Genomic DNA, 11,995 nt, shown 5'->3' with positions numbered 1-11,995 from the left:
CACCGCGCTGACCCGGCGCAGCATGTGGTTGTAGGCGAACCGGGCCGCACCGGTGTTGCGGCGCAGGCCGAGAACCTGCGTGTCACTCGGGTCCAGGGCGAACCGGTACGCCTGCACGCTCCAGCCAGCCGGCGGCTCGTACCGCTTCACGACTCGTCCTTGGCGGTGGCCGCGGCCACGGCGCGGCTGGCCCGGATCGCCGCGGCCCGGCGGCCGTACAGCCGGGCGCACAGACTGGTCAGGATCTCCGTCACATCCCGCACCAGGTCGTCGTCCACCTCGGCCGGGTCGGCGACCAGCAGCCGGCGGCCCTGGGCGGCCAGCGCCGCCTCAACGTACTCGGCGCCGAACCGGGCGAACCGGTCCCGGTGCTCGACCACGATCGTCGTCACGGACGGGTCGCGCAGCAGCCCGAGGAACTTCTTACATCGGCCGTCCAAGGCGGAGCCGACCTCGGTCACGACGCTGGAGACGACCATGTTCTGCCCGGTGACCCAGGCGGCCACCCGGGCGACCTGCCGGTCAAGGTCGACTCGCTGATCGACCGACGACACCCGGGCGTAGACAACCACCTGCCCCTGGGTGTCGCCACTGACAACGTCCACCATGATCGTTCCCGACGGAAGCCGCCGAGCGGGCACCGGCATGGTTCCCTCGCGGAACCATCGGTACGCGGTCTGCGGGTGCACCCCATTGCGACGCGCCCACTCAGCAAGCTTCATCAGACCGACACTAACACTCACGTATTCACATGTCTGATCACGAAATCGGGAACTACTGACAACCCCGACTCGGCTGAGCCGGTCCGACGTCCGCGCGCGCGGAGCTGCCGCGCCCGGGGCGCGGCTCGCGCTCCCTGTCGAGCTGCCCCAGATCTGGGGCAGCTCGACAGCTCGGGGCCGGTAGCGCCAGCTCCACCGCACCGCGCACCATGCTGTGGCGGCTGCACTGGTTGACCCCCGACCCGCTGGTCGAGCAGGACGACCGGCTCACCCTCGCCGCCCGCGCCGCAGACCGGGCGATCAGCCGGTCAGTGCCGGTGGGCGGGCTGGTCCAGGATGGCGCTGAAGCGCTCCTCGGCCAGGTCGAGCTGGGCCAGGATGTGCCGCTTCACCGGCGCGGAGAGCGGGGTGTCCGGCCGGTTGACCAGTTCCCGGTAGACCGGCACCAGCGGCCGGTACTTCCGGGCCGAGGACTCCACCTTCGGCCCGACGGTGTGGATGACGCCCACCCCGTTGTCGGTGAAGTCGGACACCTTGATCACCCGGGCCCAGGGCTCCCGGTCCAGGCTGGCGGCCACGTGCTCCCGGTACTGCTCGTTGCGGTCGCGCGTGGGGTCGTACCGCGGGTTGGTGACCGCGGCGACCAGGCGGGCGACCCGCGGGCCGAACCGCGCGGCGAGGGTGGCCAGGGCCGCCTCGGTCGGGTCGTCGCCGGTGTCCGCGCCGGCCAGCTCGACCGGGTGGTCCTCGACCGCGTCGTGCAGCAGGCCGGCCACGATCACGTCCACGTCGCGTACCCGGTAGTGGTGCATCATCCGGATCGACACCCGGAGCAGGTGGTTGAGGTACGGCTCGCGGACCCGGCGGTCGTCGCGGTGCAGGTCGGCGGCGAGGTCGAGCGCGGCGCTCAACCGCTCCCGGGCAGCCTCGTCGAAGGACTGGATCTCCAGCCGGAAGCGCTCCAGCAAACCCGGCTCGCCGTGGATCTCGGTGATCGCGTGCATCGGCATCGTGCCCAGGTACGGCGGGAAGTCCATGCGTCACTTATAGCCGATCTTCACCACGACGGCGGTCCCTCCCGTCGCCGATACGACTCGGTGTGGGGACGGATCAGCGGTCCGACCCGCCGGTGCGGGCCGGCAACGCGGCGGTGACCCGGACCGCCTTGACGATCGCCGGGATCGAGCCGATCAGCAGCACCAGGCCCCAGACGACGGCCACCACCGCGAAGAGCAGCGCGCCTAGGTCGTCGAGGATGCTGACCAGGATCACCGGCACCAGGCCGTGCAGGAACTGCAGCAGCACCGTGCAGAGCAGGCTGGTGAGGATCAGCAGGACGAGGCCCTTGTTCTGCAGGAAACGGGGCTGGGCCAGCACCAGCAGCGCCGCCCAGGCGAGCTTGAGCAGCAGCGCCAGACCGAGCAGCAGCGCGGCGTCGCCGACCGGGAAGAACCCCCACACCGCCAGGTACGCCAGGGTGCCGAACGGCGCGGCCAGGAAGAGCGAGACCATGATGGACAGCTCGACGAAGGCCACGATCAGCGCGACCACCGAGGCGATCAGCAGCAGGATCGAGAAGATCAGCGTCGCCAGTCCCTGCACCCGGCCCTGGATCCGCTCGGGCAGCACCAGGCTCAGGCAGAACAGCCCGGTGCTCCAGACCGCGACCGCGTCGATGAGCGCCAGGTAGCCGGTGCCCCGGCCGGACGGTTCGCTGACCCCGCTGACGTCACCCAGCTCGACGTCGAGCGCGTCGGCGCTGTCCCGCAACGCCCCGGCGGCGTCCGCGCCGCCGGTGAGCAGCCCGGCGCCGAGCTCCACGCCGATCGCCAGGGCGATGGCGAGCATCGCCAGCAGCAGGAACGGTTTGCGCAACTCACCCATGGCGGCCTCCTCGCCGGCTCAGGACGGGGCGACGGTGACCGCGCAGCCGCCGACACCGGGACAGCTCAGCACCACGTCGACGGCCCGGTCGACGGCGATCGTGGCGACCGCGCCAGTGCCGTCCGCGGCCGGCTCGACCTCGTCGCGGACGGTGAACTCGGCCTCCCCGGGCGCCGGCGCGGCCACCGTGAAGGCCGCGTTGCTGCGCAGCACCAGCGTCCGCAGCCCGCCCAGGTCGGCGACGTGCAGCACACAGCCGCCGGTGAAGACCAGCCGGCCGGCCCCGCTCGCGCACGGCGCGGTCACCGCGGCCGGGTCCACCGCGGAGCGCTCGCCGCCCACCCCGGCCAGCCGGTCGACCAGGCCGGACGGCGCGGCGGGATTCCCCCGGTCGTCGCGGCCGGTGCCGACCGCGACCACGAAGAGCGCCACCAGCAGGACGCCGAACACCGCCAGCAGCGCCTTCTGCCGGCCGCTCATCGCCGCTGGGCCAGCGGGACGACCTCGGTGAACCGGATGGCGTCCACCCCGGCGAAGTACCGGTCGGTGCCCTGCGTCTTGCCGACCACCACCAGGCTGACCCGGTGCGGGCCCGCGGTGAGTCGGACCGTGCCCACGTCGATCCAGTCGGTGCGCACGACCGTCGGGGTGAAGCCGAGGAACGCCCCACCGACCTGCGTGCCGTCGACGGCGAAGACCGTGTTGGCGTAGTCGAACGAGGTGGTGCGCACGGTGGCGAAGCGCCACGTGCCGTCCGCCGGGATCTGCACCGTCACGCTCACCTGGTCGCCGATCGCGCGCCCCTGGAAGAAGAGCTGCTTGTCGCCGGACCAGGTCACCCCGCAGCAGTTGCCCTGCTCCACCACGGCGGCCGCGCTGCCCCGTGGTGACTCCACCACCGCCGCCGACACCAGGCTCTCCGCCTCGACGGTGACCACCCGGGCCTCCGCCGGCGGCGCCGCGCCGCCACGGATCAGCAGCACCGTGACCACCGTGCCGACCAGCAGCACCAGCGCGGCAGCGGCGGCGATCCACGGCCAGGGCGTCCGCTTCGGCGTGGCGAGCGCCCGTACCTCGTAGGTGACCCGGCCGCTGGAGCGTGAACTCTCCTCCGGCGCGGTGTTCGCCGAGTACGCGAACCCGGTCATGTCGTAGCGGCGCGGCGGGGTGCCGGGCGGCACGGTGAGCCGGACCAGGAACGAGACCGAGCCCTGCCCCGGCACCACCCGCTGCGGCTCGGTCACGGTGAACCAGGAGCGCTGCGAACCCTCGCCGGGCGCCACGTCGAACACGACCGTGTCCGGCGCCGTACCCGGGTTGGAGACGGTGAAGGTCAGCTCGCCGGTGTTGCGGGGATCCAGGGTGAACTGCTCGGCGGCGGCGACGACCGCCCACTCGGTGGTCATGGCGACTCCTCTGCGACGACGATCTCGACGGTGGTCGACGCGGGCTTCTCCGCCTCGACGATGCGGGTGATCACGGCGAGCTGCCCGGCCGCCGCCGGCGGCACCGTGACCACCACGTGGAACGGGCGGTCGGTCGGCTCGTCCAGGCCGAAGCCACCGCACCCGGTGGCCACTTCGAGCGCCCTGCGCATGCCGTACGGGGTGCCCCGCCAGCGGGCCAGCAGCGCGCCGTGCGCCACCAGGTCGCGCAGCCGGCCCACCGGCAGCGGCAGCGGGGCGTCCGGCCGGGGCGAGGCCACCACGTGGTCCATCGCCACCCAGCGGGTGAGGTGGGCGACCAGGCCGTCCGGCGCCCGGTACGGGTCGAAGAGCGCGTCCACCTCGGCCAGGATCGCCTCGTCCGGGGCGTGCAGCGCCTCCATGACCTCCAGCAGCGCCCAGAGCACACTGCCGGGCACGCAGGCCCGCTGGTACGCGGCGGGCAGCAGCCGCTCAATCGCCGCTCGACGCATTCTGCCGCACCACCTCGATGTCGTGCTCGCCGGAGCAGAGCAGCCAGGTGTCCGGAACGGTGACCACGTCGGCGGTGGCCTGGTTGGCGCTGGCCGTCCAGTTGACGGCGTCCGAGCTGCGGTGCACGCCACGTTCGCCGCCGGCCAGGATCAGGCGCTCGGCCGCGCCGGCCGTGCCCGGGCCACCGGCCGGCCCGCCGGCGCTCGCACCGGTGGCCGCCGCGACCGCGTCGACCGGCACGAACCGGGTGCGGTCCCGCAGCGGCAGGCCGCAGTTCACCGACACGGAGATCCACTGCGGCTGGGCGGCCAGGGTGTCCAGCCGCAGCACGCCGCCGCTCTGCGTGGCGGCCAACGCCAGCGGGCCGGCGAAGGCCAGGTCGCGGCAGGTGCCGCCGATCCAGCCGGTTTGCACGGCCTGCCACTGCACGTCCGACTCGAAGAGCCGGGTGCGGTGACAGCCCTGCCCGGGCTTCTTCGGATCCGGCTCGCCCGCCCCGCTCCACAGCAGGGTGGCCGGTCCGTCGTACTGCACGGCCAGCACCCGGTTGTCCACGTTGGCCAGGCCGACATGGGCGAAGCTGCCCGGCCGGCCGCCGGCGGTGGAGAGGTAGACCCCGAAACTGGCCTGCGCCGCCACCGCCACCCCGGGCACGCCGCGCTCGGAGACGAAGGCGCGCACCGCGTAGAAGCCCCGGTCGGCGTCGGCCGGGTCGACCAGGATCTGCAACGGCACCGAGCCGGGCAGCAGGGAGACCTCGTAGAGCCCGGCGTCGGTGGCGACCAGCAGCGCGCCCGCGCCGTCCCGGTCGATCCAGGCCAGGTCGGAGATCCGGGCGTCCAGGTCGGTCAGCAGCGACCAGGTCTCGCCGAGATCGGTGCTCAGGTGCACCCGCGAGCCGCCGGACGCCCGCAGCGTCACCACGGCCACCGAGCCGGGACGGGGCACCACACCGGGCCGTACCGGGGCCGGGGCGGGCGCCACCCGCAGCACCGTCTCACCCTCGAAGCGGCCGGCCGGCTCCCAACCGGCACCGGCGTTGGTGGAGCGGAACAGCACCGCACCCCGCCCGGCGTACCAGGTGCGGGGCTGGTACTGGTCCACGGCCAGGGCGCGCACCTCGGCGTCGGGCGCCTCGTCCACCACGAACCGGACCGACTCGACGTAGCGCACCCCCGGCTCGGCGTGCTCCAGCAACCGGTACACGTTGGACGCCCGCAGCGGCTCGCCGAACGCCCACCCGGTCGGGTTGAGCCCGGTCGGCAGCGGGCTCAGCGTCTGGTGCAGCCGGTCGTGGATGCGCCGGCGGACCGCGTCGGCGTCCTCCTCCCGGCGGACCACCACCCGGGCCTGGATGGAGACCGGCTTGTAGCGGGCCCAGCTCGCCCGGCAACTGGTGCCCAGCGCCCGGCGCTGCTCCAGGTCCGCCGCCACCCGGTCGCGCGCCTCGGTGACCTCGTGCTCGCGCAGCACCGCCACCGGCAGCCGCCCGCCCGGCCGAGCCGCGGCCGGCACGTACGGCACCAGCACCACCTCCACCTCACCCGGGCGGGCGAAGCTGTAGACCGCGGAGCGGGTGAAGGCGCGCGCGCGGGCCACCGCGCCGGAGCCGGTGGCGAGCACCTCGAAGTCCCGGGCGGTGACCGCCCGCTGCTGGGCGAAGAACTCGTACGGCCCGCGCAGCAGCGCCGACTCCAACGTCTCCATCTCCCGCCCGCCGGCGGCCGGGGCGGGATTCGCCACCCGTACCCCCGGCAGCGGGTCGCGCAGGCTTGTCAGCGTCCCGGCCGCCACGTTGCCGGCCGGCCCGCCACCGCTTCGATACCAGAGCCGGACCTGCCGCCCGGCCGGCGGCACCGCCGCCACCGTGACCGGCCCGTCCGGCGCCGGCCCCCCGGATCCCGGTCCGGCGTCGGCCGGGCCGGGCTGGGCGACGGCAGGGCCGGTCTCGGCGGCGGCCGGGTCGTCGGTCGGGGCGCGCAGGTCCAGCGCGCGGGCGAAGGTGACCGTGCCGGAGCAGCGGTCCACCCGGTACACCTTGGCCTGCGGGCCGACGCCGGCGAAGCTGTCCACCGGACGCCAGATCTCGAAGGTTCGCCCGTCGTGCTCCCGGGCCGCCGCGCCCAGCTCCACCGAGCCGGCCGGCACCTCCACCCCGAGCAGCAGGTCCAGCGGCTCGGCGGTACGCGCCAGCGGCGCGCGGGCGGCGCGCAACACCTGGCCGGGCTGGCCGGTGCCGGTGCCCAGCAGCTCCGCCTCGACCGGCTCGCAGTGGTGCATCCGGACCGTCACCGCGGACTCCCCCGCCGGCAGCAGCGCCGGTTCGGTGCTGACGAAGACGACCGGCCGGGGGTCGGCGCCCCGGGCCGCGGCGACCCGGGTGCCGGCCGGGATCCGCACCGGGCCCCGTTCCGAGCCGGTCCGGGTGAACTCCACGTCGGCCCAGGCCACCGAGGGCGCGTGCCGGGTCACCCCGAGCAGGTTCAGAAACGAGACGTACGCCTTCTCCGGCAGCTGGTTCAGCCGATAGATCATCACTTCGGTGAGGTGCGCGAACGCCTCGACCAGCGCCATACCCGGGTCGTGCGCGGAGAGGTCCGTCCAGCCCGGGCAGGACTGCTGGATCCGCTCCCGGGCCTCGGTGACCAGGTCGAGGAAGCCGCGGTCGTCCAGGTGGGGCACGGGCAGCGTCATCACTGGCCTCCCTGCGCGGGCTCGGGGTCCGGCTCGTCGGCCGGCAGCAGGTCGACGGAGAAGACCAGCTGTCCGGGCGCCAGACTGGCCCGGACCCGGTAGTCGAGGCGGATCACCAGCCGCCACGGGTCGTCGAGGTCCGGGCCGGCGTCCACGTCGATCACCTCGACCCGCGGCTCCCACCGGGCGATGGCCTGGCGTACGTAGTGGATGGCCAGCCCCGCGGTGGTGTCGTCGTTCGGGGCGAAGACCAACCGGTGCAGCCGGGAGCCGTAGCCGGGTCGCATCAACCGCTCGCCGGGGGTGGTCGACAGCAGCAGGAAGAGCGCCTGGCGTACCGTCTCGTCGCCCTCGGTCATGGCGAGCCCGCCGGCCGCGGTCAGCGCCAGCCCGCCGGTGCGACCCGCGTCGAACCCGGCGCCGACGAACCGGAAGGCCCTCACCGGTCCGCCGCCAGGAACCCCTGGCGCGGATCGCGCACCGTGTGGTGGACCAGGCCGGGTGGGGTGCCGTCGGTCAGCCCGTCCAGGTTCGACAGCACCACCCGCCGGCCGCCGACGCGCAGCCAGTCGCTGTAGCCGACCCGCACCCGTAGCGTCTTCGCGCACGGCTTCACCGTCGGTCCGTAGTTCGGGCAGGCGGTGATCTCCCGCCCCTCCGGGTCGTCGTCGACCAGCACGGGCACGCCGGTGACCGTGACCCAGTGCTGGGAGGGCCGGTTGCCGACCCGGCCGTCGTGATCGCAGGTGATCACCGAGTCGCGATGGATCCAGCGCATCAGCCGCCTCCGTCCTGGTGGGCGCGGGCGAGGGCGCGGGCCTGCCGGGCGGCGGTCGTCGCGTCCTCGGCCGCCTCGGCGTGCAGGAAGTCCACGCTGCGGGCGCGGACCACCATGGCCCGGCCCGGCGCGGAGAGCACCAGGTCGGCCGCGGCGTGCAGGGTGACCAGGTCGGGGGTGAGTTCCAGCCAGCTGCCGCCGTCGGTGGCCAGGCGCAGGCTCCGGCCGGCGTCGTCGACCACGATCGACTGCCCCGAACCGGTCCGCAGCGACCAGCGGCGGGACCGCCCGTCGTCGATTCCCGCGTCGTACGGCGCGACGGCGCCGAAGAGGGAGCCGAGCACGATGCCGGCCGCCGGCTCCCCGCCGGGCAGCGCGACCAGCACGGTGTCCCGCGGGTCGGGCAGCGCCACGATGCCCTTGCCCCGCCCGGCGCCCGGGCAGAGCACGGCGAGCCAGCCGACGTCCAGCTCCCCGTACGACGGCAGGGTCACCCGGACCCGGCCGAGCCCGTCGGGGTCGGCCACATCGGTGACCGTGCCGAGGGTGACCACGGCGGTGCCGCCCGCGCCGCCCGGCGGGGCCGGCGGCGGGGCGGTGCCGAACCGGGTCAGGTGACCGTCGCCGTCGACCGTGTGCACCACCTCGGTGAGCACGTACGCCCCGGCGATCGGCTCGGCCACACCGCCCAGGGTGATCCGCCGGCCGGGCCGCAGCGCCGGATCGCCTTCGGCCACCCCCTCGGCGGTGACCAGGGCGGCGGTCCGGGCGTCCAGCCGGGCCTGGGCGATCCCGGCCAGCTCGTCGTCGCTGCGGCCGGGCTGGTCGACCGCGGTCCGTACCCCGTCCGCGCCCACGTCCGCCGGATCCGGCCGCCGGTCGGCCGGGCGCCCGCAGCGCGCCTCGTCCGCCCGCTGGCTGATCGGCTCGGCGCGTTGCGGGTGCCAGCCCAGCGCCGTGCTCCCGCCAGCGGCGGCGTCCAGGTTGACGGCGACCCGCAGGCCGTGCACCTCCCGGCCCAGTTGCAAGCCGACCGGCTCGCCGTAGCCGGCGAGGGTGATCAGGCGGACCTGGTCGCCGTCGGCGGCCAGGTGCAGCCCGGCCCGGCCGGCCACCTCGGTGAGCAACTCCAGGTCGCTGTGCCGGTGTTGCAGCAGCCGCTCCAGCACCGGACCGTCGGCGTCCGCGTCGACGCTCAGCCCGACCGCACCGCACAGCTCGCGGGCCAGGTCGGCGGTGCTGACCGACTCGAACACCCGCAGCTGCTGCCGCTTGCGCAGCCGGTGCAGCGCGTCGTAGGCCCGGATCCGCAGCAACGCCGAGCCGTCCGGGGCGTACTCCACCTCGACGCAGGTCACCTCGCCGGTGAAGAGCGCCTCCGGCCGGTCGACCAGCCGCACGTCCAGTCCCGCCCCGGTACGCGCCCATCCGGCCAGCGCAGCGGTGCCCGGGTCGGTGGCGATCGCCACCTCGCACTGGGTGGGCTGGTCCAGCCGGGCGGAGACCCGTACCGACCGGAGTCGACTCAGGACGGGCTCGGGCAGCGACACGCCGTCGAGGCGTACCGCCAGCGCCCGTGGCGCGACGGCGGTCACCGGGCACCGCCCGGTGCGACCGGCGCGCTCCCGGTCGCCGCGCCGGTCGCCGGGTCCGTCGGCGACAGGCCGGCAAGTTCGGCCAGGCCCGCCAGCGGCGGTACGGCCAACGCAGTGCCGGCCGGCACGCTCATCGGATCGGTGATCCGGTTGTGCTCGGCGAGCAGCCGCCAGCGCAGCGGCGAACCGAGCGCGTCGTTGGCCAGCAGGTCGAACCGGACCCCCGAGTAGCCGGGGGCCGCGCCGCCGTCCCCGGCGGCCACCACCGCACCGCCCGGCGTGGCGGTCGGGGTGCTCGCCGCGGCAAGCTCCTCCGCGAAGCCGGCCTGCGCCTGGTCGGCGCTCTCGGCCACCCGGATCAGCTTCAGCCGCAGCCAGGACCGGCGCGGCGATCCGGTGCCGGTGAACGCGTCGAACCGCTCCGCCACCGCGACGATCACGCCGGGCACGTTCCAGGTCTTGCCCCAGACCAGCCGGACCAGCGGCGGTCGCAGCCAGCCGTGCTCGGCGGCCGAGTTCTCCGCGAGCATCCACAGTGGCCGGGTCAGCGTCCGGACGTCCTCGGGACGGACCTGCGCCTCGACGAAGTCGACGTCGAAGAGCAGGTCCAGCACCAGCTCGGTGCGGCCGCCGCCGGTGAAGACCAGCGGGTCGTCGGCCAGCCCCGCGCCGGTGAGCTGGCCGCCGGCCGCGGCCCGGTGCCGTACCCCGGCGAGCCGGGTTACCTGCACCGTCTCCGGGTTGAGCAGGCAGTCCACCCGGGCGCCGGTGGCGTCGATGAGGAACGCGACCCGCTCCATCAGCCACCTGCCTGTTCCCGCTCCAGCCGACGCAGGTGCGCCGCCGCGTCCGGGGCGTCGCCGGAGGTGGTCCAGAGCGATCGGTCGTCCGGCAACGCAGGCCACGGGCCGCCGCGTCGGCCGGTGCCCTGCGCAGCCGTCGGGCCCGCCTCGCCGGCGCCGGTCGGGTCGGGCAGCGCGGGCCAGCGTCGGTCCTCCGCCACGTCCGGTGCCGGCCCGCCGTGCTGCGGCGCGCCGCCACCGTGCCGTCGCGGTGGCACCGCACCCGGCCACGAGGGCACGCCGGCGCCGGGCCACGACGGCGGTGCGGCGCCGGGCCGGGACGGGGGTGCGGCGCCGGGCCGGGACGGCGGCACGGCGTGCTGGCGGGGATCGCTGTGCGTGGCGCGCGACGGTCCGGCGGGAGAGCGCGTCGGCGGCCGGCCGCCGCGCGCCGGCCAGCCGGCGATCCGCCCTCCCGCACCGACCGGCAGCGCGCCGACGGTGGGAGATGGCGTGGCGAAGGCGGAAGGGGGAGCTGCGACGGCGGAAGGGGGTGCCGTGACGGCGAGAGGGGGAGCGGCGACGGTGGGCGGGGGCCCGGCGACGGCAGGAGGGGGTCCGGCGACAGCGGGCGGGGGCGCCGCGACGGCGAGCGGCCGGGCGGCCGGGGCGCCGGCCCGGGTACCCCGCCGGCTCCTTTGCTCTGCTGCGCTTCCGGCAACACCGGACGTCCGGTTATCGGACGCCGGGTGTTGCCGCCGCTGAAGCAGAGCAAAGGACGCGGAACGGGGGTGGTCGCCGGCCGGTGCCGGGTCGGCGATGGTGGGGGAGACGCCGATCGTCGCCGGGGTGGCCCCCGGTCGGAGCAGCGGCCCCGCTCCGTTGTCGACACCGTCCGCGTCGCGGGAGCCAGCGCGTCCGGCGACCGTGCTCGCGGCCTCGCCGCGCCAACCGTGCGGGTCGGCGGCGCGCGGTTCCACCGTGCCCCGCACGGTGTCCGGCCCGGACGCTGGGCGGGCCTGCGCGCCGGCCGGGTGCGGCGTTGGCCCGGCGGCGTCGTGATCCGGGTCGGCGGGCCACGCGGCGTCGGCGTCGGGTCCGAGCCGACCCGCGCCAGGACCGCCTGGGCCTGAGCGAAGAGCGCCGACCGAGGCGTCGCCACGGCTGCCGCCACCAGCGCCACCGCCAGCACCGCTGCCGCCACCAGCGCCACCGCCAGCACCGCTGCCGTCACGAGTGCCAGCGCCGACGCCGGTGCCGCCGGTGCCCCGAGTGGCGGCACGGGCGGTCGATGTCGAGTTCGGAGCGCCATCGGATGGCACCGCCGGGCGGATGGGAAGTTCACCGCGCCATCGATCAGCCAGGGGCCCCGTCGCGGTGTTCGTACCGCCGGCCGTCAACCCGCCCTCGTGGCGGTGACCCGGGTCGATGCCGGGATCGATCGGCAGACCGTCGAGCAGGCCGGGGGCGTGCGCGGCGACCAGCCGCAGCCAGTGCTCGGGAGGCTGGCCCGGCCGGCGGAGCGGCACTCCCGCCGGCTCCGACGAGCCTACCGGCGACCTGCCGACCGCCGACGGGGCGGGCCTGGTCGGCGGCGCGGCAGCGGTGCCCGCGCCCGGGT

General features: G+C 75.5%; 13 protein-coding genes. All 13 read right to left on the bottom strand.

What is annotated here, in order from left to right:
* A partial coding sequence (locus tag ACIBBA_RS21670) for a helix-turn-helix domain-containing protein (protein WP_396699729.1) occupies window positions 1-117 on the bottom strand: 117 nt, incomplete at its 3' end.
* Between the two features lie 29 nt (window positions 118-146).
* Window positions 147-722, bottom strand: a complete 576-nt coding sequence (locus tag ACIBBA_RS21665; RefSeq protein WP_396699704.1) for an IS607 family transposase — start codon at window positions 720-722, stop codon at window positions 147-149.
* A gap of 308 nt (window positions 723-1,030) precedes the next feature.
* On the bottom strand, window positions 1,031-1,759 hold the full coding sequence (locus ACIBBA_RS21660) for an HD domain-containing protein (protein ID WP_396699702.1): 729 nt from the start codon (window positions 1,757-1,759) through the stop codon (window positions 1,031-1,033).
* Between the two features lie 73 nt (window positions 1,760-1,832).
* Window positions 1,833-2,606 (bottom strand): hypothetical protein, encoded by a 774-nt coding sequence (locus ACIBBA_RS21655; protein WP_396699700.1) that lies wholly within the window; start codon window positions 2,604-2,606, stop codon window positions 1,833-1,835.
* Between the two features lie 18 nt (window positions 2,607-2,624).
* Complete coding sequence (locus ACIBBA_RS21650) at window positions 2,625-3,086, bottom strand: hypothetical protein (RefSeq protein ID WP_396699698.1); 462 nt, start codon at window positions 3,084-3,086, stop codon at window positions 2,625-2,627.
* Complete coding sequence (locus tag ACIBBA_RS21645) at window positions 3,083-4,012, bottom strand: hypothetical protein (RefSeq protein WP_396699696.1); 930 nt, start codon at window positions 4,010-4,012, stop codon at window positions 3,083-3,085. The genes ACIBBA_RS21650 and ACIBBA_RS21645 overlap by 4 nt, the downstream gene beginning before the upstream one ends.
* Window positions 4,009-4,524, bottom strand: coding sequence for a phage tail protein (locus tag ACIBBA_RS21640; protein ID WP_396699694.1), 516 nt, complete (start codon window positions 4,522-4,524; stop codon window positions 4,009-4,011). The genes ACIBBA_RS21645 and ACIBBA_RS21640 overlap by 4 nt, the downstream gene beginning before the upstream one ends.
* Window positions 4,505-7,219 (bottom strand): putative baseplate assembly protein, encoded by a 2,715-nt coding sequence (locus ACIBBA_RS21635; RefSeq protein WP_396699692.1) that lies wholly within the window; start codon window positions 7,217-7,219, stop codon window positions 4,505-4,507. The genes ACIBBA_RS21640 and ACIBBA_RS21635 overlap by 20 nt, the downstream gene beginning before the upstream one ends.
* Window positions 7,219-7,662, bottom strand: coding sequence for a GPW/gp25 family protein (locus tag ACIBBA_RS21630; RefSeq protein ID WP_350876426.1), 444 nt, complete (start codon window positions 7,660-7,662; stop codon window positions 7,219-7,221). The genes ACIBBA_RS21635 and ACIBBA_RS21630 overlap by 1 nt, the downstream gene beginning before the upstream one ends.
* Entirely contained in the window at window positions 7,659-7,997 is a 339-nt protein-coding gene (locus ACIBBA_RS21625) for a hypothetical protein (protein WP_396699689.1), read from the bottom strand. Before ACIBBA_RS21625 ends, ACIBBA_RS21630 begins: the two co-directional genes overlap by 4 nt.
* Window positions 7,997-9,592 (bottom strand): phage baseplate assembly protein V, encoded by a 1,596-nt coding sequence (locus tag ACIBBA_RS21620; protein WP_396699687.1) that lies wholly within the window; start codon window positions 9,590-9,592, stop codon window positions 7,997-7,999. Before ACIBBA_RS21620 ends, ACIBBA_RS21625 begins: the two co-directional genes overlap by 1 nt.
* The gene (locus tag ACIBBA_RS21615) at window positions 9,589-10,392 is read right to left on the bottom strand and encodes a hypothetical protein (RefSeq protein ID WP_396699685.1); all 804 of its coding nucleotides are present in this window, start codon (window positions 10,390-10,392) and stop codon (window positions 9,589-9,591) included. Before ACIBBA_RS21615 ends, ACIBBA_RS21620 begins: the two co-directional genes overlap by 4 nt.
* Entirely contained in the window at window positions 10,392-10,673 is a 282-nt protein-coding gene (locus tag ACIBBA_RS21610; RefSeq protein WP_396699683.1) for a hypothetical protein, read from the bottom strand. Before ACIBBA_RS21610 ends, ACIBBA_RS21615 begins: the two co-directional genes overlap by 1 nt.
* Window positions 10,674-11,995: the final 1,322 nt, after the last annotated feature.

The sequence above is a fragment of the Micromonospora sp. NPDC051006 genome, from assembly GCF_044456245.1.
Lineage (GTDB): Bacteria > Actinomycetota > Actinomycetes > Mycobacteriales > Micromonosporaceae > Micromonospora.
The sequence above is the reverse complement of the archived record's forward strand: the minus strand, read 5'-3'. Positions and strand labels throughout refer to the sequence as shown.